The sequence below is a fragment of the Lysinibacter cavernae genome, from assembly GCF_011758565.1.
In the GTDB taxonomy this organism is placed as follows: domain Bacteria; phylum Actinomycetota; class Actinomycetes; order Actinomycetales; family Microbacteriaceae; genus Lysinibacter; species Lysinibacter cavernae.
The window spans coordinates 918,131-943,983 of record NZ_JAAMOX010000002.1 but is presented as its reverse complement, the minus strand read 5'-3'; the positions used below and the strand labels follow the sequence as shown (position 1 = coordinate 943,983).

Annotated in this window: 26 protein-coding genes; 17 read left to right on the top strand and 9 right to left on the bottom strand. The window is 60.0% G+C overall.

Annotation, left to right across the window (positions count from 1 at the left end; translation table 11 throughout):
- Positions 1–335: 335 nt before the first annotated feature.
- The 6 genes from FHX76_RS13550 to FHX76_RS13525 all read right to left on the bottom strand — a co-directional run bounded on the left by FHX76_RS13550 (position 336) and on the right by FHX76_RS13525 (position 5,991).
- The gene (locus tag FHX76_RS13550; RefSeq protein WP_167151443.1) at positions 336–1,001 is read right to left on the bottom strand and encodes a GntR family transcriptional regulator; all 666 of its coding nucleotides are present in this window, start codon (positions 999–1,001) and stop codon (positions 336–338) included.
- A 244-nt stretch (positions 1,002–1,245) separates the two neighbouring features.
- A complete protein-coding gene (locus FHX76_RS13545; protein WP_167151441.1) occupies positions 1,246–1,956 on the bottom strand; it encodes an ABC transporter ATP-binding protein in 711 nt (236 codons plus the stop codon).
- A 2-nt stretch (positions 1,957–1,958) separates the two neighbouring features.
- The gene (locus FHX76_RS13540; protein WP_167151439.1) at positions 1,959–2,831 is read right to left on the bottom strand and encodes an ABC transporter ATP-binding protein; all 873 of its coding nucleotides are present in this window, start codon (positions 2,829–2,831) and stop codon (positions 1,959–1,961) included.
- Positions 2,828–3,862: a branched-chain amino acid ABC transporter permease gene (locus FHX76_RS13535; protein WP_167151437.1), complete on the bottom strand. Its 1,035-nt coding sequence runs from the start codon at positions 3,860–3,862 to the stop codon at positions 2,828–2,830. The genes FHX76_RS13540 and FHX76_RS13535 overlap by 4 nt, the downstream gene beginning before the upstream one ends.
- A 2-nt stretch (positions 3,863–3,864) precedes the next feature.
- A complete protein-coding gene (locus FHX76_RS13530) occupies positions 3,865–4,758 on the bottom strand; it encodes a branched-chain amino acid ABC transporter permease (RefSeq protein WP_167151435.1) in 894 nt (297 codons plus the stop codon).
- A gap of 81 nt (positions 4,759–4,839) precedes the next feature.
- The gene (locus FHX76_RS13525) at positions 4,840–5,991 is read right to left on the bottom strand and encodes a branched-chain amino acid ABC transporter substrate-binding protein (protein ID WP_167151433.1); all 1,152 of its coding nucleotides are present in this window, start codon (positions 5,989–5,991) and stop codon (positions 4,840–4,842) included.
- Positions 5,992–6,144: 153 nt separating this feature from the next.
- Between FHX76_RS13525 and FHX76_RS13520 the strand changes: the two genes are divergently transcribed.
- Positions 6,145–6,540 (top strand): avidin-fold protein, encoded by a 396-nt coding sequence (locus tag FHX76_RS13520; protein WP_208402679.1) that lies wholly within the window; start codon positions 6,145–6,147, stop codon positions 6,538–6,540.
- On the opposite strand, the gene FHX76_RS13515 is transcribed toward FHX76_RS13520, so the two are convergent.
- Positions 6,527–7,102, bottom strand: a complete 576-nt coding sequence (locus FHX76_RS13515; protein WP_167151431.1) for an Lrp/AsnC family transcriptional regulator — start codon at positions 7,100–7,102, stop codon at positions 6,527–6,529. The genes FHX76_RS13520 and FHX76_RS13515 overlap by 14 nt on opposite strands.
- A gap of 180 nt (positions 7,103–7,282) precedes the next feature.
- On the opposite strand from FHX76_RS13515, the gene FHX76_RS13510 reads away from it, so the two are divergent.
- The 12 genes from FHX76_RS13510 (at position 7,283) to FHX76_RS13460 (ending at position 20,805) form a co-directional block, all read left to right on the top strand.
- Complete coding sequence (locus tag FHX76_RS13510; RefSeq protein ID WP_208402678.1) at positions 7,283–8,860, top strand: ABC transporter substrate-binding protein; 1,578 nt, start codon at positions 7,283–7,285, stop codon at positions 8,858–8,860.
- Complete coding sequence (locus FHX76_RS13505; protein WP_243848799.1) at positions 8,844–9,932, top strand: ABC transporter permease; 1,089 nt, start codon at positions 8,844–8,846, stop codon at positions 9,930–9,932. Before FHX76_RS13510 ends, FHX76_RS13505 begins: the two co-directional genes overlap by 17 nt.
- Positions 9,929–10,813 carry an ABC transporter permease gene (locus FHX76_RS13500; protein ID WP_167151427.1) on the top strand — a complete coding sequence of 295 codons (885 nt, stop codon included), beginning with the start codon at positions 9,929–9,931 and terminating at the stop codon, positions 10,811–10,813. Before FHX76_RS13505 ends, FHX76_RS13500 begins: the two co-directional genes overlap by 4 nt.
- Entirely contained in the window at positions 10,810–11,766 is a 957-nt protein-coding gene (locus tag FHX76_RS13495) for an ABC transporter ATP-binding protein (protein ID WP_341777955.1), read from the top strand. The genes FHX76_RS13500 and FHX76_RS13495 overlap by 4 nt, the downstream gene beginning before the upstream one ends.
- A complete protein-coding gene (locus tag FHX76_RS13490) occupies positions 11,763–12,545 on the top strand; it encodes an ABC transporter ATP-binding protein (RefSeq protein ID WP_167151425.1) in 783 nt (260 codons plus the stop codon). The genes FHX76_RS13495 and FHX76_RS13490 overlap by 4 nt, the downstream gene beginning before the upstream one ends.
- A gap of 266 nt (positions 12,546–12,811) precedes the next feature.
- Complete coding sequence (locus FHX76_RS13485; RefSeq protein ID WP_167151423.1) at positions 12,812–14,053, top strand: hypothetical protein; 1,242 nt, start codon at positions 12,812–12,814, stop codon at positions 14,051–14,053.
- 248 nt (positions 14,054–14,301) lie between these two features.
- The gene (locus FHX76_RS13480) at positions 14,302–15,255 is read left to right on the top strand and encodes a hypothetical protein (protein ID WP_167151421.1); all 954 of its coding nucleotides are present in this window, start codon (positions 14,302–14,304) and stop codon (positions 15,253–15,255) included.
- Positions 15,256–15,341: 86 nt separating this feature from the next.
- A complete protein-coding gene (locus FHX76_RS16470; protein WP_167151420.1) occupies positions 15,342–16,892 on the top strand; it encodes an LCP family glycopolymer transferase in 1,551 nt (516 codons plus the stop codon).
- A gap of 350 nt (positions 16,893–17,242) precedes the next feature.
- A complete protein-coding gene (locus tag FHX76_RS16150; RefSeq protein WP_208402677.1) occupies positions 17,243–18,187 on the top strand; it encodes a substrate-binding periplasmic protein in 945 nt (314 codons plus the stop codon).
- A 3-nt stretch (positions 18,188–18,190) separates the two neighbouring features.
- Positions 18,191–18,970: an amino acid ABC transporter permease gene (locus tag FHX76_RS16145; RefSeq protein ID WP_208402676.1), complete on the top strand. Its 780-nt coding sequence runs from the start codon at positions 18,191–18,193 to the stop codon at positions 18,968–18,970.
- Positions 18,967–19,704, top strand: coding sequence for an ATP-binding cassette domain-containing protein (locus FHX76_RS13465; protein WP_167151418.1), 738 nt, complete (start codon positions 18,967–18,969; stop codon positions 19,702–19,704). Before FHX76_RS16145 ends, FHX76_RS13465 begins: the two co-directional genes overlap by 4 nt.
- A 141-nt stretch (positions 19,705–19,845) precedes the next feature.
- Positions 19,846–20,805 (top strand): endonuclease domain-containing protein, encoded by a 960-nt coding sequence (locus FHX76_RS13460; protein ID WP_167151416.1) that lies wholly within the window; start codon positions 19,846–19,848, stop codon positions 20,803–20,805.
- Positions 20,806–20,856: 51 nt separating this feature from the next.
- On the opposite strand, the gene FHX76_RS13455 is transcribed toward FHX76_RS13460, so the two are convergent.
- On the bottom strand, positions 20,857–21,501 hold the full coding sequence (locus tag FHX76_RS13455) for an NAD(P)-dependent oxidoreductase (RefSeq protein ID WP_167151414.1): 645 nt from the start codon (positions 21,499–21,501) through the stop codon (positions 20,857–20,859).
- Between the two features lie 227 nt (positions 21,502–21,728).
- Here FHX76_RS13455 and FHX76_RS13450 point away from each other — a divergent pair, with 227 nt between their 5' ends.
- The 4 genes from FHX76_RS13450 (at position 21,729) to FHX76_RS13435 (ending at position 25,139) form a co-directional block, all read left to right on the top strand.
- On the top strand, positions 21,729–22,121 hold the full coding sequence (locus FHX76_RS13450) for a winged helix-turn-helix transcriptional regulator (protein WP_167151412.1): 393 nt from the start codon (positions 21,729–21,731) through the stop codon (positions 22,119–22,121).
- A gap of 61 nt (positions 22,122–22,182) precedes the next feature.
- A complete protein-coding gene (locus tag FHX76_RS13445) occupies positions 22,183–22,977 on the top strand; it encodes an alpha/beta fold hydrolase (RefSeq protein WP_167151410.1) in 795 nt (264 codons plus the stop codon).
- On the top strand, positions 22,974–23,684 hold the full coding sequence (locus FHX76_RS13440) for a lipase family protein (protein WP_167151409.1): 711 nt from the start codon (positions 22,974–22,976) through the stop codon (positions 23,682–23,684). Before FHX76_RS13445 ends, FHX76_RS13440 begins: the two co-directional genes overlap by 4 nt.
- Positions 23,685–23,732: 48 nt before the next feature.
- Positions 23,733–25,139 (top strand): amidase, encoded by a 1,407-nt coding sequence (locus FHX76_RS13435; protein ID WP_167151407.1) that lies wholly within the window; start codon positions 23,733–23,735, stop codon positions 25,137–25,139.
- Between the two features lie 60 nt (positions 25,140–25,199).
- On the opposite strand, the gene FHX76_RS13430 is transcribed toward FHX76_RS13435, so the two are convergent.
- Positions 25,200–25,772 carry a DUF805 domain-containing protein gene (locus FHX76_RS13430; RefSeq protein WP_167151405.1) on the bottom strand — a complete coding sequence of 191 codons (573 nt, stop codon included), beginning with the start codon at positions 25,770–25,772 and terminating at the stop codon, positions 25,200–25,202.
- Between the last annotated feature and the right edge of the window lie 81 nt (positions 25,773–25,853).

Below are 25,853 nucleotides of genomic sequence, written 5' to 3'. Positions count from 1 at the left end.
CAGATTAGAAGGCTCTGGGCTGGAGGTGGGGGCTGGATAGGGGGAGATGGGGTTGGGTTGGGATGGGATGGGATGGGTATGCCGGCTTGCTCGCATCCTCCCCGGGCCGTCCTCGCTGAACCCATGCAGCAGAACGAACCCAGCGCAAGCGGCACCAACCCACACAGCAGAAGCAACCCAGCCAATCGGCATCAAATCACACAGCAGAAGCAGCCCAGCCCAGGCGACACCCCCCCCCATTCGAAGCAGCCCAGCCCAAGCACCACCAACCACCCACCAAAAAACAAAAAAGGGCCCACCGTCAACACGACGGAAGGCCCTTCACAAAACGACGTTTACGGGGTTGGTGCAGCCCAAATGCCTCGGACGTGGCCGATGTGGCGGGCCATGAGTTCTTCTACTGCATCCTCATCACGCTGCTCGATGAGCTCGATGAGTTCGTGGTGCTCGGCGGCGGATGCGGGGAGCAGCCCCTTTTGCACGAGGGTCGTCAGCCCAAACAGGCGCGTCTGCGAACGGAGGCTCGAAACGAGCGCCACGAGGCGCTGGTTGCCCGTATACCCCATGAGGGTGAGGTGGAATTTGGTGTCGGCTTGAACGTATTCGGTGAGGTCTGAGTGTTGGGAGCTTTCAATGATTCGGTCGGCCAGTCCACGCAGCATCGGCAGGTCTTCTGTTGGGATGAGGTTTACAACCGAACGGGTCGCGCGTGGCTCGATGAGCAAACGGAGCGAGGTGAGATCGTCGAGATCGTCATCTGAGATTGCGGTCACCCTGAAGCCCTTATTTGGCTCTGGTGCCACGAGTCCTTCCGAGATGAGGTCGAGCATTGCTTCGCGAACGGGTGTCGCTGATACCCCAAACCGCTTGCTCAACGCCGGTGCCGAATAGACCTCGTTTGGCGCCATTTCGCCCGTCACGATTGCCGCGCGCAACGTGTTGGTAATGGTTTCACGCAGACTTGGCTGCTTCGGAAGTGGTGATAACGATGAGAGCGACATGTGGTGAACTTTCACAATACGAGGGGGGAGCCGAAGACCTTGTGGACAGATTGTCCGAGTACGACAGATGGGTTGGGCGCTGGCAACGAATCGCTCGCCATGCCAACAACTCCGTATCGATCATACGACGATTGGCGACAGCACCTGCCACATTATGAAGACAAAAGTTTGGATTATTGGGGCCAAACCGCCGACAACGCGACACTTTGGCCCCAACAGTCCCTGTGACATTTTTGGCTCCTGGCTACGCGCCGAGGTAGGCCTCAACGATTCTTGGGTCGTTGATGAGCTCTGCAGCCGTACCCGTCACGGTTGTCACACCGTTTTCGAGAACGTACCCGCGGTGCGTCACTTTGAGCGCTGCGCGAGCGTTCTGCTCAACGAGCAGCACTGTTGTGCCTTGTTCGTTCACCTCACGGATGACCTCCATGACGGCGGTCACAATGAGGGGAGCGAGGCCCATGGATGGCTCGTCGAGCATGAGCATCTTTGGTCCAGCGATGAGCGCGCGCCCGATGGCAAGCATTTGCTGCTCGCCGCCGGAGAGCGTTCCGCCCTGCTGCGATTTGCGTTGTTCCAGCAGGGGGAGCAGCTCAAACACGCGCTTCATCCGCTTATTGATCAGCGTCTTGTCCTTAACAAGGAACCCGCCGATCTGCAGGTTCTCAAGCACCGAAAGCGTGCTGAAGATGCGCCGCCCCTCAGGAACGTGCACGAGCCCGTCGGCAACGATATCCCAGGGCTTCCCCTGGCTAATGTCTTTGCCGTTGAAGGTGATCGTGCCCGCTGATGGATGCGCGAGGCCACTCGCCGCGGAAAGGGTCGTCGATTTGCCGGCACCGTTGTTGCCAAGCAGCGCAACGATCTCGCCCTCTTCGACGCTCAGCGAGATGCCTCTGAGCGCCTGCACCTGGCCGTAGTGCACGTCAACGTCGGTAAATTCAAGCATTGCCATGACTACTCCTTCCCTTCCTTGCGAGGTTTCTGCGTTCGGATTGCGCTCGTGCCGATGCCAAACTGTGTGGCATCCGCCGCAATCTGTGCCGCTTCTTCTTCGTCGTCGTCTCTCCCGAGGTAGGCCTCGATAACGGCAGGGTTCGCTTTAATATCGGCGGGAAGCCCGTCGGCGATTTCCTTTCCGAAGTTGAGCACAACGATGCGCTCTGACACCTCCATAACGAGCCCCATGTCGTGCTCAATGAGCACAACGGCCATGCCGAGGGCTTGGATGCGTCGCACGAGGTCAAGCAGCTGCGCTTTTTCTCCGTGGTTGAGGCCGGCACCCGGTTCGTCGAGCAGGATGAGCGGCGTCTTGCGGGCGAGCGCCCTCGCGATTTCGACCAGTCGCTGCTGGCCGTAGGCGAGGTTGCTGACAGAGACGCCGCGGGGTCCTTCATAGCCGACAAAGTCGAGCCAGCGATGCGCCTCGTCCGTGAGGAACCTTTCGTTCCGTTTGAAGCGGGGCGTGTGCAGGATCGCGTCGAGGAAGTTCTGCCCGCCATAGAGATGCATCCCAGCGCGAACGTTGTCGAGCACCGTGAGGTCTGGGAAGAGCCTCAGGTTCTGGAACGTGCGCGCGATTCCGGCCTTTGCGATGTTGGCCGTTCGCCATCCGGTGATGTCGGTTCCCTGCAGGATGATGTTGCCCGAGGTCGGCTTATAGAACCCACTGATGCAGTTAAACGCGCTCGTCTTACCCGCACCGTTTGGCCCGATCACCGAGACGATTTCTTGTTCGTGCACGGTAAAGCTCAGGCCGTCAACGGCTTTCACCCCACCAAACTGGATCTTCAGGTCTTTGACCTCAAGCAGTACGTTGCGTTCGGTCATGCTCTGGCCTCCTGCACTATTTTGGCGTCCATGACGTCTTCCATTCGCTCGGGTTCTCTATTTCGCGTTGGCCAAACCCCCTGTGGGCGAATGATCATCACGACGATGAGCAGCAGACCGAAGAAGACGTACCGGTATTCGGAGAGGTCGCGGAAGATCTCCGGCATGAGGCTGATAAATACCGCACCAACCACAACACCCTTCATGTTTCCCATTCCACCGAGCACAACGGCCATCAGGATGAGCGCCGACTGCAGGAACACAAAGCTCTTTGGTGAGACCGCCGAGAGGTGCGCCGCAAACAGCACGCCTGCGAGTCCACCCCAGACGGCACCAAAAATGTAGGCAAGCAGTTTGACCTTGTAGGTGTGAATGCCCATAGCCTCTGCGGCATCTTCATCTTCACGGATGCATCGCCAGGCTCGTCCGAGGCGCGACTTGGAGAGTCGGGCTGCGGCCAAGACCAGCAACGAAACCACGATGGCGGTGATGTAGTAGAAAATCACCGGCTGATCGAGATCGAGGTCACCGATGGAGAAGCCAGGGATCCCGTAGATTCCCGACGGGCCGCCCGTAATCGTGAGGTTGTTCGCGGTGATGCGAATGATCTCACCGAAGCCGAGCGTCACGATTGCGAGGTAGTCGCTTCTGAGCCGCAGCGTCGGCGCTCCGATGATAAGACCGGCAAGAATAGTCATCACCATCACCGCTGGGACGGTGAAGAGCAGCGGGAGTTCAAAGGATTTTGCGATGATTCCCGCCGTATATGCCCCGACGGCCATAAACGCGACATACCCGAGGTCGAGCAGTCCGCAGTAGCCAACCACGATGTTAAGGCCCGCTGCCAGCAGCACAAAGATGAGTGCTGTTGTCATGATATTCAACGCGTAGTTGGTGGCAATAATGAGTGGTGCAACGAGGGCGATGCCGAGGCCGACCCATCCCATGTATTTGCTGTTGAGCAGCCGAGTGAGCGGATTCCCGTCGCTCGCCTTCCCGGCGAAGCTCTGTTGTTTCAGCTTTGCAAACATAGCTACACCCTTTCCGTAACGCGTTCGCCTAATATTCCTGTTGGTTTTAGCGACAGGAACAGGATGAGGACGGAGAACGTGAAGACGTCACGCCATTCGCCGCCGAGGAAGTGGGAGCCAAACGCTTCAAGCAGCCCAAGCAGCATGCCGCCGAGCATTGCCCCCTTGATGTTGCCAATGCCACCGATCACAGCGGCGGTGAAGGCCTTCAGCCCGATCACAAATCCCATGAGGAACTCGATCTTGCCGTAGTACGCACCGGCCATGACACCGGCGGCACCGGCGAGGGCTGAACCGATGAAGAATGTGCGTGCGATGACAGAGTTCACGTTGATACCCATGAGCAGTGCGCCCTTTGGGTCGAGCGCGATTGCCCGCATGGCACGACCAACCGAGCTGCGTGTGATGTACGCGTTGAGCGCCACCATCAGCAGGATGGCAATGCCAACCAGCACCAACTGGGCGATGGTGATGCGAGCGCCAAAGAAGTTGAGGGTGTCGCTTTCGAGCCGAATCGGGAAGACTCGCGGATTCGGTCCGGCGATTGCCGCGACTGAGTACTCGAGCGTGAACGACGCGCCAACGGCGGTGATGAGTACCGCGAGCCGTGGCGAGTTGCGAAGCGGCCGGTAGGCGACCCGCTCGATGAAAACACCCATACCACCGGTGAGCAGCATCGAGACCATCATGGTGATGAGCAGCGCGACGATCGACATGGATGCCGTCACGCCTCCCATGGCGGTCAACGTGGTGAAGCCGATGAAGGCTCCAAGCATGTAGAGGTCGCCGTGAGCAAAGTTGAGCAGCTTGATGATTCCGTAGACCATCGAATAGCCGAGCGCGATGAGCGCATAGAAGGACCCCACAAAGAGCCCGTCCCAAATGAGTTGTAGCATGTTACTCCTTGGTCGTGGTGTTACCCGAAAGGAGGTGCCATCCCCGCGCGCATTGCTTGCGGGAACGGCACCAACTCACGACTACTGGAGGTTGTCCTTGAGCACGAAGGCGCCGTTCTCAACAACGAGAATCTGGAAGCCACCTACGCTCAGGGTGTGACGGTCGGTGAACTTCAACGGACCGGAGAAGATTTCGAAGCCGTCGATTGCCTCAAGCGCTTCGATGATCTTGTCGCCGTCGGTCGATCCTGCTTCTTCGATCGCGTGGGCCGCGATGCGAACAGCGTCATACGACTGCGTTGAGTATGGTCCCGGCTCGGAGCCGAACTGCTCGGTGTAGTTCGCGATCCAGTCTTCTGCACCCTTGATGGTGTCTGGGGTCTGCGTCATGGTTGCGAGCGCGCCTTCGGCAACATCCGCACCGGCGATCTCGATCAGCGTCGGCGAGACACTTCCGTCTCCAACCATGTAGGGGTTGGTGTAGCCAGCCTGGCGAACCTGGTTGAGGATGAGGCCACCCTCTTGGAAGTATCCGGTCCAGTAGATGAAGTCTGGCGTAATGCTCAGGGCCTTATTCACTGCTGAGGAGTAGTCACTCTCACCTGGGGTTACCGAGCTCGACTGAACCTCGACACCCTTTTCTTTCAGGAGCTCGGCCGTCGCCTTTGCGATGTCGGTCGAGTAGCTTGTGGTGTCATCAATGATGGCGACGTTCTTTGCGCCTACCTTCTCGATGTACTTTGCGGCGGCGTCAGCCTGCTGTGAGCCTGTCGCATTGACCATGAACACGTTCTTGAGCCCCTCGTTGACGAGGTCCTCTGAGTTGGCTGCTGGGATGAGCATGGGGATGTTGGCCTTTTCAAAGACCGGAAGCGTTGGCAGGGTCGCGCCGGAGCAGTAGCCTCCGACGGACACAACGGCCCCGTTGCTCACTACCTTGTTCGCGGCAGCTACCGCGGCGACCGGGTCGCACGCCTCGTCTTGCACGTCGAGCTCAATCTGACGCCCGAGCACTCCACCGGCCTCGTTGATTTCGTCAACTGCCATCTGTGCGCCGTTCTTCATGAAGGGGCCAACAGCAGCTTCTGAGCCGGTGAGAGGCGCGAGCATTCCGAACTTGATTGGACCGTCTTCGTCTGACGAGCCGCCGCCGAGCAGTCCCCCGCTGCATCCGGTCAGGGTCAAAGCCGTGGCCGCGACAAGCGATATCACCAGCATTTTGGGTCGTTTCATTTGTTTACTACCTCTCTGTAGGACAAAAGGTCTCCGCACGGAAACCCGCGTGACACTGGCTAAACCATATAACATTGCACATATTACAGCGCACAATTTTGGTAACGGTTGTGTAAATCATTCCGTGGAATCCCAAAACAACCGAGGAGAACCGTGAGCAATCAACAAGCCGCCATCAACGACGAGCTCATCGATGGAGCACGGGAGGCGGCGTCACTCAACGGGCTGAGCTTCGCAATGGTCTCCTCAACCACAAGCGCCGTTGACCCCAACGCGCCAACCGTCTTCCGCTACTTCGAGGAAAACGGCGTTCTTTGGGGCGACTACACGGGGGACACGGTTCTCACTGGGCGCTTCGCGGGCCAGCGCACCGGCGACACCGCGACCATCTTCTTTACCCACCGCTCAACAGACCAAAGCCTCCGAAGCGGCTCGGCAACGTCGGTCATCTCGAGGGCGAGTGACGGGGCCCTCCGCCTCACCGAGTTTTACCAATTCACTCCGGGCAAAGACGAATTCAGCGTCTGCCAAGAAATTACTCAGCCGTAGCGTCGCCACCCGCGTACTGCGCCATCGACTCGTCTTTTGTACGAATGAAGCGCGTCATGCCGTAGCGCTGGCCAGCGTCGCCGCCAAGCAAGTCGTCCTCGTCGACGTACGGATCGCTTGGCAGCGTCACGTATTTGGTCTGTTCGTCCATCAGGAAGACCGTTTCCGTCGCCTTAATTGAGGGCCACTTCGCCAGGCGCAGCGACACGAGCTCATGGATGGCCGCAACGCTTGTCGCCCTGATGGTCAGCATGGCGTCGTGCTGCCCGGTTGTGACGGCAAAGTACTCAAGCTCCTCGACCGTGGCGAGTTGCTCACGAAACTCGGTCCAGAGCGCCTGCTCAAGGGTCACAAACACGAGGGCTGAGATGTTCAAGCCGACCTTTTCCGGGTTGATGCGGGCATGGAACGACGTAATCACACCGCTGCTAACGAGCCACTCATATCGGGCATACGCATTGGAGCGAGAGATGCCGAGCTGCTCACTAATCGCCGCGATCGAGATGCGACCTTGCCTCCGAAGCAGGTCAATCATGGCGATATTCGTCGAGTCAATTTTCATAGTTCCAGCCGATCGTCCGCATTAGTGGTACGTTTTGTCAATATTGTTGGACAAATTGCTTCTTTTTTGGAGGTTTCCAAGACAAAACTAACTGATATTTTCCCGCAGTTGACACAATAATTCCAGCTATCGTAACTTCTGTACATAGTTATCCAATTCGGATAGTACATGGAGGCCCAGATGAAGAAGTCCCTAAGGCGTAGCCTCGGCGTCGCAAGCGCACTCACAGCAACAGTGCTCTTTGCAACCGCCTGCGCAGGCTCAAATAGCCCATCAAATTCGGGAGGCGGAGACGGCAAATCACTCGTTGTCGATGCATCTTTCGACCTGAAAACCGCTGACCCAAACCGTCAGTACGAAACGACCGGCTCGATCGTAGCCAAGTCACTCTACGAGACGCTTCTCAGCTTTGACGGCGAAGACGTTACGACGCCAGTTGACGGCCTCGCAAGCTACGAGATGAACGCCGACAACACGGTCATGACCCTCACCATGAAGGGCGACTCAAAGTTCTCCGACGGTTCCGATGTGACCGTTGACGACGCAGTCTTCTCGCTCGAGCGCGTTCAGGGAGTAAAGGGAAACCCTTCCTTCCTGCTTGACGGAGTGACCGTTGCTAAGACCGGCGACGACACACTCACGCTCACCTCTGCAGAGCCAAACCCTGCCCTTCCCTTCATCCTCCCCAACCCTGCACTCGGCGTTGTCAACCAGGAAGTTGTTGAAGCAAACGGCGGATCGAACACCGAGTCCGACGCTGCGGAAGGCTTCCTCAACACGGAGTCCGCGGGTTCTGGACCATACATGCTCGAGTCGTTTGACGCGGCAGCCGAGGTTGTCTTCACATCAAACCCGAACTATGCAGGCGACAAGCCGGCTTACGACCGCGTTGTTCTTCGCAACGTTGCCGGCCCAACCCAGAAGCTCAACGTAGAAAAGGGTGAGTCGCAAGTTGCTCTCGACCTCAACCCCGACCAGGTAGCCGAGCTCGGAAGCGCTGACGTCAAGGTCATCAGCAACCCCTCGCGTTACATGATCTTCCTGCTCATGAACCAAGACCCTGCCATCAGCACGGTCACGAGCGACCCGAAGTTCATGGAAGCCGTCAAGAACGCCATCGACTACGACAAGATCGTTGATATGGCAGGAAAGGGCTCAGTACAGCCCGGCGGAGTTATCCCATCGATCTTCGTAGGCGCGCTTGACGCAAAGGAAGGCAACGCCCGCGACCTCGACGCAGCGAAGAAGGCACTCTCAGAGTCGACCTATAAGGGCGAGAAGATCACGCTGAACTTCCCCAACGACATCACCGTCCAGGGACTTTCGCTCCAGAGCGTTGCAGAAGCAGCACAGGCACAGCTTGCCGAGGCCGGAATCACGATTGAACTCGCACCGGCACCGGTTGCCACCGAGCTCGACGCGTACCGCGACGGCAAGGAGACCATTGGTCTCTGGTACTGGGGCCCCGACTTCCCGGACCCCTCAAACTACCTCGTCTTCGCACCTGGTGAGCTTGTTGGTCTCCGCGCCGGATGGCCTGCAGACGGCGACCCAGCCGTCACGACCCTCGCGGATGCCGCAAAGGCGGCAACCGGCGACGCACGTGCCGCGGCGTACGAAGAGTTCCAGAAGTCGCTCAACGCGACGGGCCCCTTCATTCCGCTGCTGCAGCCTGCTCAGAACGTGGTTACCTCGCCGACGGTTTCGTCAGTGATCACCAACCCCGTGTGGACAGTTGACCTTGCCCTCATCAAGTAACGACACCGTCGCTGTAGCGGTAACTACAGGTAACGCACCACGGCGGGGCATCCCGCCGCTGGTGCGTTACCTCGCTATCCGCCTCGGCTTGACTGCGCTCCTCATGTTGGGCGTCACTATCGTGACGTTCACCCTCACGAACCTGGTTCCCGCTGATCCAGTGCAAGCCGCTCTCGGCGAGCAGGCAGCGGCGAACCCAGAGATCGTCGCAAAGTTCCGTGCCGAAAACGGCCTCGACAAGCCACTGCCCGTTCAGTACATCACGTACCTCGGCAACGTGCTCCAGGGCGACCTCGGCACATCAACCCAGACCCGCCAGCCGGTTGCAGAGGAACTCGCAAAAGCATTCCCAGCCACAATCGAGCTTGCCCTGAGCGCCATCGTATTCTCGGCACTCATCGGTATCGGCCTCGGCCTGTGGGCAGCTATGAAGCGCCGCAAGTTCACCGACCAGGTCATCCGCGTCGTGAGCCTCATCGGCCTCTCTTGGCCAACGTTTTGGCTCGCTCTCGTGGTCTACTACGTGTTCTTCTTCTTGCTCGGTTGGTTCCCCGGCTCTGGCCGACTCTCACCGGCAGCAATGCCTCCGCCGCAAGTAACAGGCCTATATACGGTCGACTCGCTGCTCGCCGGCCAATGGTCGACGTTTGGCGATGCCGTGTACCACCTGATCCTGCCGGCATCCGTGCTCGCGCTCTACACGATTGGCCTCCTGACCCGCTTCGCGCGTTCTGCCGTCATGGAAGTGCTTGATATGGACTACGTCAAAGCAGCTCGAGCAAAGGGCCTTCCGAAGCGCAAGGTTGTTCTTGGCTACGTGCTGCGCGGTGCGCTCGTACCGATTATTACGGTGCTTGGGCTCGCCTTTGGTTCGCTCCTTTCTGGAACGGTGCTTGTCGAGAAGGTCTATTCCTGGCACGGCCTTGGCGAATACTCGTTCTCGGCCGCAACCAAACTTGATTTGCCCGCGATTATGGGCGTTGGTCTTGTCGTCGGCGTTGTGTACATCGGCCTGAACTTCCTGGTTGATGTGCTCTACGGCGTTATCGACCCGAGAGTGAGGGTCTCATGACCACAGACGTCCTAGCCACCCGCGCCAAACGGCGCCGTTGGATCAAGATTTCACCGTCGTTCCGCACGCCACTCGCCATTACGGGAATGGTCATTGCGCTCGCCTGGGTACTCATCGCGATCTTCTCGCAGTGGATCGTTCCCTTCAACCCGCTTGCCCAGGATTTCCCGCGCCTGCAGCCGCCAAGCGCCGAGCACCTGTTTGGCACCGACCAGGTAGGCCGAGACGTGTTCTCGCGCGTACTCAGCGGCGCCAGCATTTCGCTGCCGCTTGCGCTCATGCTCGTTGCGGCATCCATGATCCTTGGTGGGGTACTCGGCGCGATTGCCGGGTACTTTGGCAAGGCAGTGGATGAGGTCATCATGCGTATCGCCGACCTCGTGTTTGCGTTCCCAACGATCATCCTCGCCATGGTGATTGCCGCGGCCCTCGGGCCCAGCCTCACCAACGCGGTGATTGCGATGCTCATTGTGTCGTGGCCGGCCTATGCGCGTGTGACTCGCTCACTCGTGATGACCGCCCGCAACCAGGAGTACGTTGTCGCAGGGCGGCTGCTTGGCAACGGACCGTTCACGTCGCTTCGCCGCGATGTGCTGCCAAACGTCATCTCGCCGGTATTTGTCCTCGCGATGCTTGACGTAGGAACGGCAATCTTGCTCCTCGCAGGCCTCTCGTTCCTTGGACTCGGCGCCGTGCCACCAACCCCAGACTGGGGCGCGATGGTTTCGGATGGTGTGCAGCAGTTCTCCTCGTGGTGGATCTCCGCATTCCCAGGCCTTGCCATCTTCACGGTGGTTATGGCGTTCAACTTCATCGGTGACTCGCTACGCGACTCGCTCGATCCGCACACCGCGGATGCCGTTCAGGGGAGGGCAATGTGACCGAGACCAAAACAGGCCTCAGCATCAAGAACCTTGAGGTGACGCTCGGAACCATGAAAGAACCGAAGCAGATCATTCACGGGATCGACCTCGAGCTCATCCCTGGCCAGATCACCGGGCTTGCCGGCGAATCTGGTTCGGGAAAGTCGATGACGGGACTTGCCATTTGTGGCATCCTCCCCGAAAACGCCCGCACGGGCGGAAGCATCGACTTTGGTGGCCGCAACCTGTTGAAGCTGCCTGAGCGGCAGATGAACCAGCTGCGCGGCAAAGAGATCGCGATGGTGTTCCAGGACCCGACCGCGAGTCTGCACCCGATGATCAACATCGAGGGTCAGCTCACCGATCACCTCCGCGTGCACAAGCGCCTGAGCAGAAAGGCGGCTTCTGCCCGCGCGCTCGAAGTGCTGAAACTTGTGCAGGTGCCACATCCGGAGGCGGCGCTGCGCAAATACCCTCACCAGTTCTCTGGCGGGCAGCTGCAGCGCATCGCGATCGCGGTTGCCGTGATCTGCGAGCCGTCAATTCTCATCGCCGACGAGCCAACCACTGCGCTCGACGTCACGGTGCAGGCAGGCATCCTCCGGCTGCTGCGCACGCTCTGTGATGACCTTGACCTCGCAATCATGCTCGTGACCCACGACCTCGGCGTTATGTCGAGCCTCGCGGATCGCATCTCGATCATGCGGCAGGGGCTCATTGTTGAAGAGGGCGACCGCTACAGCATCCTGACCAACCCGCAGCACGACTACACCAAGGCACTCATCGACGCGCTCCCCCGTGAGCGTTCTGAGGATGACGACTATGTTGATCCGGCTTCGGTGGATTCTTCGCTGTTGGATGCCGTCGAGCTCGTCCCGGTGATTCGTGACGAGTCACCGTCGCTGAACGACGAGCTGCTTGGCGCGAAGATCATGGAAGACCCGGAAGAGCGCAAGGAGGAAAGCCGATGAGCAAGGCACTACTGACGCTCGACAAGCTCTCGGTCACGTACCGGCTGCCTGGGCGAGGCAAGCTCACCGCCGTCAACGAGGTCAACCTTGAGGTGCAACCGCGCCAGGTGGTTGGGCTCGTAGGTGAATCAGGCTGCGGCAAGTCAACGCTTGCGCGGGCCGTGTGTGGCCTCGAACCCATCAGTTCCGGCAGCATCCACTACGGCGACGTGCCCATCACGAAGCTCGGGATGCGCAAGCGCCCAGCCGACCAGATGCGCATCCAAATGGTGTTCCAGAACCCGTATGCGTCGCTTAACCCGCGCCGCACCATCGGGAGCCAGATCGCCGATGGTCTGCGTATCAACCCTGATAAAACTACGTGGAGCGTCGCCAACCTCCTCGAAGAGGTTGAGCTGCCCGCCGAGGCGCAGAGCCGTTTCCCACACCAGTTCTCTGGCGGGCAACGGCAGCGCATCGCGATCGCGCGCGCGATCGCCTCAGGGCCAGAACTCCTTATCGGCGACGAGCCCATTGCCTCGCTTGACGCGAGCCTGCAGGCGAAGATCGCAACCCTCATGCGCAAGCTGGCGCTTGAGTCTGGGGCGTCGCTGCTGTTCATCAGTCACGACCTCGCGGTGGTTCGCATCATCGCGGACGACGTAGCAGTGATGAGCAAGGGCAAGATCGTGGAACGCGGTCCGGTCAACGACGTGTGGTCACATCCACAGGATGCATACACGCAGCGCCTGCTCGCGGCTATTCCGAAGGTTGACGGCCTCGGCACGCTGCCGGGGTAGGTTTACCTGGTCGCACGGCCCGGTTGTCGCTCATCTATTGGGGGACGACCGGGCTGTGTGCGTTTTGGGGCACGTGACGATTCACATAGCAACGGACCCGCAAAATAGTTACTGACACACACGCAAACAAAAAGAAATTAAACATTCTTTACACATCTATTCGACTCAGGTTGACTTTGCGCACAAATAAACGGCAATATTGAAAAGTCGTGTGGCTTTTCTTTGAATGTCATGCGAGCCCCTTTCCCCCAAGTAGGAGTTCCCCCTTGATTAAGAAACGTTCAACGTTCGCGCGCATCAGCGCAGCCGCCGTTGCTGCATCCGTCCTCGCGCTCACTGCCGGTGTTGGCGCAGCAAACGCCACCGAAACTGATCCAGAGTTTGACGCGATGTTCGCTGCAAACTCCGGAACCATCAACTTCCAGTTCAACTCAGCTACGCTCGGCGATGGCTATGACGTCGCTGTCACGTCCCCTGCACTCGACCTCAACACCTCGGATGACCTCGAGGTCTTCACGGAGGCGTCAACCGACGCAACCGGCCTTGCAACCGCACAGCACTACGCTGGCCCAGTTAAGGTATTCATCAAGGCGAAGGATGGTGGCGAAACCGTCGCCCCCGAACCAGAAGAGACCGAGACCCCAGCTCCAGAGGAAACTGAAACACCAGTACCCGAAGAGACTGAAACACCAGCACCCGAAGAGACTGAAACACCAGCACCCGAAGAGACTGAAACACCAGCACCCGAAGAGACTGAAACACCAGCACCCGAGGAAACTGAAACACCAGCACCCGAAGAGACTGAAACCCCAGCTCCAGAGGAAACTGAGACCCTCGCTCCGGTAACGTTTGCCGCAGCAGCTGAAGCTGTAATCTTCTCGGCTGACGCGGCCATCTGGCGCGGACAGACGGTAACGTACAACGTGTCATTCGACGGCAGCGGCAACGTCGTTCTGGACGCTACCAGCACGCCAGTACCTACGATTCCTACGCTCGATGAACTCGACAACATGTTTACGGTTGCCGACTACGACCTGCAGAACGCCGCGTACGGCACTGACTCGCGCATCACGTCACCCGGCATTTATCTTGCTGGCGAAGACCTCAACCTTGCATTCAGCAACATCGCTGACTACTCGGGGGCGGCTTCGTTTGATGGTGTTGCTCTCAGCGACTACCTCTACACGAGCCCCAAGTCGCTCGGCGGATCGACCGTTGCCGCAGGCGCTTACGCCGCAAAGGTTGGCGCTACATACACCTCGGAGCCACACACCTTCGCCTCGTTCGACAACTTCGGACGCTTGGTGCTCTTCGCAACGCTTGACGGCGGCGCGGTGAAGCAGGACAGCCCTGTAACACCTCCCGTTACCGGACAGACGAACAACCCTGGCGGTCTTGCTGAGACCGGTGCAGCCGAAAACCTGGCCCTCGGCCTCTCGGCAGCTGCTGTTCTGGCGCTCGGTGGAGCACTTGTTGCTCGCAACCTTCGCCTCGGCCGTCAGTCCTAATCACGGACCGATGAACTGACGTTCGGTGGGTCCGGCATCTCACGGGATGCCGGACCCATTTCACTCCCACGATGGGGCGGCGCAACAGGCATCAGAGGCCATGCGCATCCATCACCCACGAAGGATGGAACTCACAAACTGTTTGCTTCAGGTTGACTTGGAGAAAACAGAACGGCAGTATAGGAAAGTCGTGCGACTTTCCTATGAATGTCCTGCGAGTCCTTTTCCCCCAAGTAGGAGTCCCCCCTTTGAAAACCAAAACGTCATCATTCACGCGCGTCGGCGCTCTCGCAGCAGCAGCCAGCATCGCATTTGTCGGCCTCAGCGTTAGCCCAGCTCTTGCCGCTCCCGTGACCGTCATCTCGGCAGATGCAGCAACCTCGGATGCCGCTGTTGTTGAGCTCATGGCTCTCTTCGGCGGAACTGTAACCGTCAACTACCCTGCTGGAGCTGGCCTCACGGTTGAGGTTGAGTCCCGCATCCCCGGTTCAGACGCAACCACCTTCACGAGTGCCGTTATTGCAGCCGATGGAACCGCTTCCGTTGCCGCATTCGCCGGCCCAGTAAGCGTCGTCATCGGATCAACAAGCATCCCTGACAACTTCGCTGAAATCAACGCAGGAAGCCTCATCGTCAACCGCGGTGCCGTAACCGCACTCAACAACGTTGACTTCGCTGCAGGAACCGCCGTTGCAGCCACCGGCGCAGCGGTTATCCCAACGAACGGCGACGAGCTCGTCAACTCTGGCCTTGAGGTTGTTACCGACTACAACTTCACGCCTGCCTCCTACCTCGAGGGCGAAGCCTTCACCATCAACGTGACCGACCTCATCGGTCTGGATGGCAAGTCGTACGAGGGTGAAACCGTTACGACCTACGCATTCAGCGACCGCACCGACCTCGGCGCGCAGGTTGTTTCCGGAAACGCGTTTAGCGTCAACGTTCCTGCCTCACTCACCACTGGCTCGCACTCGGTCGTAAGCTTCGACCAGTTCGGACTCCCCGTTGTGTGGATCAACATGAACGGTGGCTACGCCGCTCCAGAGGCTCCAGCTCCCGCAGTACCAGGCTCCAACACCGGCGCAACCAACACCGGAGGCCTCGCCGAGACCGGCGGAATGGAAACCATCGCCCTGCTGCTGAGCGCTCTCGGAGCCGCTGCAGCCGGTGCAACCCTCATGGTTCGCTCACGCCGCGCGTAAGCTTCACCAGCTAGAAACCACCCGAATGCCCCGCAACTCCTTTGTTGCGGGGCATTCGCTTTGCATCAAACGTTAGGCTTTTTGCTGTGAAGCAATCCCCTCAGCGCCACGACAGGTCCGTACCTCAACGGCCTGACCTGTCCACGGCGTTTTCCGCTGCTGCGCTTCTTGCTGCCAACGCGCTGATCCCTGGTCTTGGCTATCGGATGGCGAGCAAACGGGCTGGCCTCACTCACCGACGCTGGCACACCTGGATACTCTGCGTAAGTCTTGTCCTCATCACGCTTCTTGTTGCCCTCGTCGCTACGACGCTGCTCCGCCCGTCATTCGGAGTCTGGCTCCTCCTTTCGCCTGCCCTCAACGCCGTTGCGATTTTCCTCTTTTTCTTGGCGTTACTCGTCCTCGCGACAACCCTGCATCTGGCCAACGCCATCAGGGGGGTAACAAAACCGCCGACCCGCACCGCTTCGGCGGGCGCACAATACGGTAAAGCCCTAGCCTTTGGCTTAGCAGTAACTCTCGTGGTTGCGGCGGCCCCCATTACTCTCGGCGCGATAATGCTTCGCGAACGGTCACTCGTCAACGCGTTACTGCCGTCCTCCGACGCCTTCGTTCCAAAGGATGGTCGCTACAACGTTCTCATCGCGGGGATCGACGACGCGCCTGGCCGCGCCGAGACGCGACCAGACAGCATCACGGTTGCAAGCATCGACGCCGGGACCGGGCAAACCGTCATGGTCGGCATCTCAAGGAGCACACAAAATTTCGACTACCCCGCCGGCTCGGTACTTGGGAAGGCATTTCCTGACGGCAACTACTGCACAGCTGGATGCGGGATCAACACCACGTACACGTTTGGCGAGTCACACCCCGAGCTCTTCCCAGAGGGACAGCATCCGGGAATGGCCGCGCTAAGCGAAGCGGTCACGGGCCTCACCGGACTCTCGATGAGCGGTACGGTCATCGTCAGGCTTTCTGGCTTTGCCCAACTCGTTGACGCGCTGGGAGGCATCGACCTCACGCTCAATCGTGAGGTCCCGCGCACGGGCGTTCCCCACCTCCCAGGTGACATCGCGCCAGAATACGGCCCTCCGATCGCCACAGGATCCCAGCATCTGAACGGTGAAGACAGCCTTTGGGTCGCCCGCTCTCGCTACGACTCCGACGACGACGACCGCATGCAACGCCAATGGTGCGTACAGCAGGCCATGCTCAACACCGTCAACCCAGCGCTGCTTGTTTCTCGCTCGACCGAGCTGGCAAAGGCGATGACCGCGGCGATGAGCACAAGCATCCCTCAATCCGGGATTGCGACAATCGCCCAGTTGATGCTCGACGCAAGAAACCGGTCAATGACTCGGATTGACCTCACCCCTCCGCTGGTCAACCCGCTGCAGCCAAACACCGCGTTCGTTCAAAAACTCCTTGTTGCCGGATTTGCCGGCGAACAGTTGCCCCTCCCGTCGTTCAAGGAGTATCTGGGACGCAACAGCAAGCCGGCCAGCGACGCGATTGCGCAAGGGAACGCAGTCCCGGCACCCACAATCGACAGTTCGGACCTCATCCAAACGGCCAGCATGCGGGCTGAAACGGAGCCCACACAGCAGGCGGATTTACCACCCTGCAGCGTTCCGTAGGAGCGGTCGTTGCGTGGCACGCCGGGCTTGCCGGTTGGGCAAGACCCACACCAAAACGCACTGGCGCAACACTCACGCAACGTGCCGCGTACACGACGAAGTAAAGTTCACGCTAAAATTGCTGAGGTCCATCAGTTGGCAGGCCAAGGGGCTGCCGCCGGGTGGATGCTCTACCCCACAGCACACCAATGTGACGGTTCGTTTCGAAACTCATTACAAACCTCACGATTGGCAAGGTACCTTATGTGGCGTTGGCGATGTCAACGATCACAGAACAGCGCTCAGCCCAACAGTGTTAACACAGCACGCTCAACACAGACACCGGGCAGACACACACCGAAAGAGAACCCATGAAGTTTGCAACCCTCGCGCGGTTTGCTGCAGTTCCAGTAGCTATTGCGCTCGCCACGAGCCTCGTGGCCTGCAGCGGAGAATCCACGCCGTCAAAGCCAAGCGCCAGCGCCGATGCCCTTGAGGGCAGCGACCAGGTATCGCTCAGCAAGTACACCACCAAAGACACCACGCCTATCGAAGACATCGACGTAACGAAGCTTGGCCTCATCACCGATGGCGTCATCTCGGTTGGTACGCTTTCCGACGCTCCGCCAAGCATCTTCATCGATGACAAGGGCAACTTCACGGGCTTCGACAACGAGCTCCTGAAAGCAATGGCCGAGAAGCTTGACCTTGAGGTCGAGTTTGCATCAACCGACTTTGCTGCACTGCTCGCGCAGGTCCAGAACAAGAAGTTTGACGTTGGTTCGTCATCCATCTCGACCACCGACGCCCGCCGCGAAAACGTTGGCTTCACCAACGGTTACGACTTTGGTTTCATGGCGACGGTTGCCAAGACCGACTCTGACATCAAGGGCATCGCCGACATCAAGGGTGACGTGCGCGTCGCGGTTGTGCAGGGCACGGTCCAGGATGACTACGTCACCAACACACTCGGCCTTGAGCCCGTTCGTTTCGCCGACTACAACACGGCGTACCAGAACCTCAAGAACGGCCAGGTAGACGCGTGGGTTGCCCCGTCAACCCAGGCAGAGGGTCTTGTCAAGGAAGAAGACGGCATCGCGATTGTTGAGAACGTCATCAACACGCAGAACTTTGTTGCCTTCGCCGTGAACAGCGACAACCAGGCGCTCACCGACGCGCTCAACTCGGCGCTCGACGCCGTGGTTGCCGACGGAACCTGGTCAACGCTCGTTGAAGAGTGGTTCCCAGGCCGCGAGATGCCAACCGACTGGAAGCCAGGCAGCGCAGCTGTTGTGGTTGGAAAAGCTACGAAGTAACCCATGGATGCCTTCCAGCAGCTCCTTGACACCTTTTTCGACTGGAAAGCGATGGGGGAAGTTCTCCCCATCATGCTTACCGTCGGCCTGCCGAACACACTCCTCCTAGCGTTCCTTTCTGGAGTATTCGGCACGGTGTTGGGGATGCTGCTGGCGGTCATGGGCATCGCCCGAAACCCCATCCCCCGCTGGATCGCGCGCGCCTACACTGATGTGTTCCGCGGGCTTCCGGCCATCCTCACGATTCTGCTGATCGGTCTTGGGCTCGGCCCCATCGTGCGCGAGCTCACCGGCAGCACAAACCCGTATCCACTCGGCGTATTGGCCCTGTCGCTCATGGCCGCCGCATACATTGGCGAGATTTTCCGCTCCGGCATCCAGAGCGTTGATAAGGGCCAGCTAGAGGCGTCACGGGCCCTCGGCTTCAGCTACGGGTCGTCGATGCAGCTGGTGGTCATTCCCCAGGGCATCCGCCGCGTTCTTCCCGCGCTGGTGAACCAGTTCATCTCGCTTATCAAGGATTCCTCGCTCGTCTACATGCTTGGCCTGCTCGCCAGCCAGCGCGAGATCTTCCGCATCGGCAACGACGCCGCCGCGAACACCGGCAACCTGTCGCCGCTTGTGGCGGCTGGCATCATGTACCTCATCCTCACGATTCCGCTCACCCACCTGGTGAACTACATCGACAACCGACTTCGCAACGGCCGCGCCGAAAAGCCAACGCCCGACGACGCGGCAGCCGAAATCGGAAAAAAGGGCGCTAACAAGGGGGCCTCCGCGTGAGCGAACTCACCTCGGTCTCGCTGACCGCCAAAAACCTGCACCTGTCGTTTGGGCATAATCATGTGCTCCGTGGCATCGATCTGCACGTCGAGAGCGGCCGGACGGCCTCGGTCATCGGCCCCTCGGGCTCCGGAAAATCGACGCTGCTGCGCGTCATGAACCGACTCATCGAACCGGACCAGGGCGATATCTTGCTCGACGGCCGCTCGATTCTGGCCGATAATCCCAATGAGCTGCGTCAGCGCATCGGGATGGTCTTTCAGCACTTCAACCTGTTTCCGCATAAAACCGCGGTCGAGAACGTTGCGCTCGCGCTGCGAAAGCTCCGCAAGCTTTCCCGCGACGAGGCAAGGGCCCTCGCCCTTGAGAACCTCGATCGTGTTGGACTCAAGCACAAGGCCGACGCCCGGCCTGGCAACCTCTCTGGCGGCCAGCAGCAGCGCGTCGCGATTGCGCGCGCCCTCGCAATGGGCCCAGACATCATGTTTTTTGACGAGGCGACCTCTGCACTCGACCCTGAGCTGGTGAAGGGCGTGCTCGCGCTCATGGCAGACCTCGCTCAGTCTGGCATGACCATGGTTGTTGTGACGCACGAGATGGGCTTTGCCCGCAACGTCTCCGACACGGTCACGTTCATGGACGAGGGCGTTGTGGTCGAGTCCGGCCCACCTGCGCAGATGTTCGATGCGCCGACGAGCCCCCGCCTGAAGCAGTTCCTCTCAGACGTTCTGTAGCTCCCATCTGTTCGCCGCAAAGTCAGGTGAAATCTGCAGATTTGCCGGACTTTGCGGCGAACAGATTTGCGTTCGGCGAGGCATCAGGGCGACCTGTGGATAACGTTCACCCGGGTTTACGAACTCTGGCAGTGTGTGGGCATGAAACCATTCGACATCGTGAATGTGCCACTGACAGAAAACACCTTTACCGTTGCTGAGGGACGCTCCTCCGGTCTGACCAGACACCAGCTCCTGCATCCACGATTCCACCGGCCGTTCCACGGGCTCCGCTCATTGAGCGCAGGCGATGGCCTCTTCGAACGCTGCCGTCACTTTTCCCGAGCAATGCGACCCAACGAAGGGTTCAGCCACCAAACGGCGGCGATACTTTGGGGAATCCCGCTTCCAGTTGGGTACCGCGCTCAGGAGCATCCCCTCCACGTCAGGTCAGTGGCAACCGGCAGGGAACGTCGAGGCGCAGGAGTGATCGGACATCGAACCGGAGATGCGTCGGTCTTTCTTGTCACACTGGACCGGTTCCGCACCATTGATCCCATCAGTGTTTGGCTGACACTATCGGGCAGCCTCCCGCTCTACGATTTGGTTGCGGCGGCAGATTACCTCATCCAGTGTCCGGAATTTGTGGATGCCCGCGACCCAAGGCCGTACTGCTCAATCGAGCAGCTGACAGAACGGGTTCGCGGTTTTCGGGGTCATGGGAAGCGAAGGGCGACGGAAGCTCTTGCGCTTGCGCGGGTTGGCAGCGACTCACCAATGGAGTCGCTTCTTCGGCTGCGGATCACCGAGTTCGGGTTGCCAGAACCCGAACTTAACCAGGTGGTCTTCACTGCGGCCGGCCACCGAATCGGTCGGGTTGATCTGATCTATCGCCGCTGGCGCGTGATTGTTGAGTATGACGGCGACCAGCACCGAACGGATAAGGCCCAATACGAAAAGGACATCTATCGGGCTGAGGCTCTCGCCGAAGCGTCGTGGAACCTGCTGAGAGTTCGTTCCAACCACATTCTCGCCAATTTCGCCCCAACGGCCGCCCGCCTCCGCAGAGTCCTGGAGTCCGGCGGTTGGACTCCGTCATCTGTTCGCCGCAAAGTCCGGTGAAATCTGCAGATTTGCCGGACTTTGCGGCGAACAGATTACAAGGCGAGTGGGCTAGTAGGCCACAGTGAACCGGGCGCCGCTGTGCGCTGGCGACTCAATCTCGTCAACAAACGCGGTAGCGAAGTCTGCACCAGAGATGTTCGACTGGCCGTGTTCGTCAACAAGCAGAACATCGCCGCCGATTCGGAACGTTCCCGTCGCTTCGCCCTCTGCCCACGGTCCGAACCCGCCGGCAGGGCTCACAAAGAACCAGTCAAGGCCGGATGCGTCCGCCCGCAGATTCTCGAGTACGGCCTGCAGCTGCTTCGCCTCTGAAAGAATCTCGGCGGGAAAGTCTGGCCCGTCTGCAACGGCCGAGCCGCCTGGCTCGACCAGCAGCGAGCCGGCGCCACCGACAACACCAAGCCTGGCGCCGTGTTCCGTCGCGAGTCGAGCGAGCTCGGAAACCAGGTCAACAAGCTTGCCGTCCAACTCACCTCGGGGAGACAGCGTCTCAACCACAACATCCGCGCCGTCGACCGCAGAGCGCAAGACCTCTGGGTCAAGCAGCGAGCCTGTCACGTAGGTGACGCCAGCAACTGGCTCCGTTGGCGCGTTGCGGCTATACGACGTGACAGCATGCCCGCGTCGGGCGGCCTCCGCCACGATGTGCTTTCCTGCGTAGCCGGTTCCACCAAGTACGGTGATGTTCGTCATATGAGCTCCTTCGTCAGATTTGGGGGCTGGATGCCCTGGTCGAGCGACGCTGTCCAAAAAGTTGGCCCTCCGCGCTTCCATTACTCACTATAAGAGAGTTACAATTTATTCGGAAGTAGGCACTTTGAAGTGCGTAACATACAGACCCAGCGCACCCAGCGTCCGCTGGCCTCAACAACCGGCAAGGCGCCGCACCCACCCGCTTCCACAAGCATCCAGGAGTTGTCATGTCACAAGCCGCCGTATGGAACCCATACGTTCGAGACTGCCCAACCCGCCAGGTCCTTGACCGCATTGGCGATCGCTGGACGGTACTCGTTGTTGGCACCCTTGCAGACGGACCGCTGCGCTACTCAGAAATCGCCGAACGCGTCGACGGGGTCTCGCAGAAAATGCTCACCCAGACGCTGCGCGCGCTCGAACGAGACGGCCTCGTGACACGCACCATGTTTCCGCAGATCCCCCCGAGGGTTGAGTATGAGCTCACTGAGGAGGGCCGCAGCCTTGGTGAGCCGCTGGCCGTCCTCGAACACTGGGCAACCACGCATATCGAGACCATCCTCAGGGCACGAGAATCCTACGATGCAACGTCTCGTCCGGTAGGCCAGTCGACATCCTGACCTGCACACAGAACCTGGCCTTGCGCATTGCGCAGCTGGCAAGATGGACACAGGGGGGTTCATGAGAGTCATTACGGTCGACGATTACACGCTGATCGCGCACGAAGCCGGCGAGCGGGCAACCCCAACCTTCATCATCGTGCACGGCATCGGCATGGCGGCACGCTACTACGACGACCTCATCGAACACCTGTCGCCGCTCGGCCATGTCATAGCGCTTGACCTTCCCGGCTTTGGCGATTCCCCCGAGCCTGCGGATGCCCTCAGCATCGAAGAAAGCGGGCAGCTGCTTGCCCTTCACCTTGAGAGGTTGGGCGTGACCCAGCCCATCCTCATTGGACACTCGATGGGAACCCAGATCGTGGCAGAGGCAGCCGCTTTTCGACCCGAACTTTTCCGCCACGTTGTGCTGGTCGCGCCAACAATCAACCCGGCAGAGCACAGCGTTAGGAAGCAGGCGCTTCGCATCATCCAGGATTCGTCAACGTCGACACCAAAGGTGCTGTTTGGCGGGTTCTACTACTACGTCAGAACCGGCCCACGCTGGTACATCAAGAAGCTGCGCACCATGATGGCGCACAACATGGTTGGTGTGCTCCCCCGAGTGCGGGCGACTACCCTCATTGTGCGAGGGAGTAAGGACCGCGTCAGCCCACGGGACTGGTGCCAGCGCGTGCAACACCTCGTGAGGGACAGCGTCCTCGTTGAGGTACCCGGCAGGGGCCATGAGACGATGGTCGAGTGCGCGGAAGGCGTCACAAAAGCGATCACCGTGCATATTCTCCCAAGCGTGCGGTCGGCGGCAGAGGCCGACGCTGCTGCCGCGGAGAATGGTTCGCACGACGGTCCGGCATGAGCCTCGGCTCCCAGCTGCGAGCCATCGCTCGACACTTACCGCTCACGCTCGCCGATTTTGGCTACGCAACCCTGCGCCAACTCGCGACATTCCTGCTCCCAAAGAACCCCAACAGCTACCGCTCAGGCGACCAAAGCAAACCCTTAATTGTGTTGGTGCCCGGCGTCTACGAAACTTGGCGAATGATGCAGCCGATTGCCAAGGATCTCCACGCCGCAGGTTACCGCATCAGCACGGTGACGGGGCTCGGCATCAACCGGCGACCCATCGCGGCTGGCGCCGACCTCCTCGCCGCGCATCTTGATGCCGTCGGGGGTACGCCCATCATTCTTGTTGCCCACAGCAAGGGCGGCCTGATGTCCAAGCGAGTGCTCGCGGCGGGATCCCACCCGAACGTGCTCGGCGCAATTTGCGTAGCAACCCCGTTTGCAGGCTCAGAATACGCGCGCTTCGTGCGCACGCCAGCAGTGCGCGAGTTTCTCCCCGATAACCCAACCCTGCTTGACCTCACCAAAGAGGTGACCGCAAACACCAAGATCACCTCAATCGTGCCAAGCCTCGATCCCAACATCCCCTCAACTGCCGCCCTCGACGGGGCAAAGAACATCGTTGTTCCCGCACGGGGACATTTTCTTGTCCTCCGGCACGGGGCTACCCTGATCGCAGTCCGCTCGGCAGTGGATGCCCTGGCAGCGACCGCGCTGTAACCAGGGGCAGCCTGCGGCTATGGTTGAGCCAATCACGAAAGGGAGCCGATGAGCAACTCCGAACGCCTCAGCTTTGCCTCCGTCACCGATCTGGCGGCGTGGATCGCCGGTGCCGAGGTGACGTCACGGGAGGTCACCGAGCATTTCATTGCCCGCATCGAGGCGCTCAACCCAAGGCTCAACGCGTTCAAACGCATCCTCAGCGCCGAGGCGAGGGCAGAGGCAGACGCCCGCGACGCGCTCCAAGCATCCGGCGCCCAGCTCGGCCCGCTTCACGGCGTGCCCATCGCGATCAAAGACGAGAACGACGTGGAAGGAACCCCGACAACGTACGGCGGCGCAGCCTCCACCGTGATCGCATCGAGGGACAGCGAGGTCGTGCGCCGGTTGCGCCAAGCTGGCGCGGTCATCATCGGCAAAACGCTAATGCCCGAGTTTGGCATCTGGCCCTACACCGAGACGGAAGCGAACGGCATCACTCGCAATCCGTGGGACGTGACGCGCTCGCCAGCCGGATCAAGCGGCGGAACCGCCGCAGCTGTTGCCGCAGGGATGGTCCCTGCTGGCATTGGTGGGGACGGCGGAGGTTCCATCAGACTTCCCTCGGCGGCGTGTGGGCTCTTCGGCCTCAAGCCACAACGGGGCCGAGTGAGCGCAGCGCCAAATGCCGCGCTGTGGCGATCACTTGGCACGATCGGGCCACTCACCAGAACGGTTGCCGATGCGGCGCTCATCTACGATGTGATCGCGGGCACAACACCGACAGACGCCTACCACGCAACACCGTGGGATGCTCCGCTGCTGGATGCCCTGACAACAAACCCGGGGAGCCTTCGCATCCTGGTCGCATCGGATAACCCAAACGGCGGGCCGGCGGCCGACGCCGAGACGCTCGCAGCACTCGAGGCAACTGCCCAGACGCTCGCAGCCCTCGGCCACATCGTTTCGCACGGCACACTTCCCAAAGCCTCAACCGCGCTGCCGTTCCTGTTCCAAGTTGCCGGAGGAGTGCTCGACGAGGCCAAACGGGTTGATCATCCCGAACGGTTGGAGGGCCGAACCAAGGCAATGGTGCGCGTGGCAACGATCACCAAGCCTTGGGCTGCATGGGCGGAGCGGGCAGGGGCGGCGGCATCCACCACCATCAACACCGTATTCGAGGAGTATGACCTGGTACTCACGCCGACCGCGACGACGCCGGCGGTGCGGGCTGGTCAGCTCTCAGGCGTTGGGTTCGTCAGGGCCTCGCTCAAGGCGACACCGGCAGCGTCCTTCACCAGCATCTGGAACCTGTGCGGCAATCCTGCAGCGGCTCTCCCCTCTGGCCGAAGCGCCGATGGCCTCCCGCTGAGCGTTCAAATCATTGGGAGAGCGGGCGGAGAAGCAACAATCATGGCGGTGTCGGCTCAGCTTGAGCGGGTACGCCCGTGGGCAGAATTTCGACCAACCCTGTAAGCGATTGAGCAAGGGCAGCCGCCCCGTTCCCACAGGAAACGGGGCGGCGTAGCCAATCGACTAGACGTCGAACCTCTGACCCTCAGGTTTTGGTGGCAGCACGGCGAAGATAATGGTCGCAATGCTTCCAAGCGACGGAAGCAGCGTGAGTAGACCAAGCGCTCCAGGCAAGTTTGCGTCGTGCAGTCGACGCCACAGCATGGCGTAGTACGGCACAAGCATCGCGAGACCAATCACGGCCATGAGCCCGAGGCCTACAAAGATCATGGTTGCGGCAGGGGCGTAGTTGATGATTCCGCTGCCGGTCTCAACGTATACTTCCTCGCCGGTCCCTGAGTCGTAGCCCATCAATGTCCTCACCGGGTTATCTGCGGCATACACTGCCCCAACCACAATGCCTGCGGTCATCAGAATGGTCGGGATGAGGTACACAAGGAAACTAAAGAGGGCGACCCACCAGTACTCTGAACGCGACGACCGACCGGTGAAGGTGGCGTACTTCTTAAAGAATCGACTCACAGCCTGCCCGAACGTTGCGCCGTAGAGGGGAAGCCGCAGGTCACCAGGGGTTGCGGCGCCAACTGGCGCTGCCGAAAACTCGGGGTTAAACTGCGGTGCTGACGGATACGTCATATTGGTTCTTTCTGTGTGAGGTGCGGTTGCCGATCGGCCAAGGAGGCTCCCAAAACAGCGGCGCTGGACGGGGTATCTGCT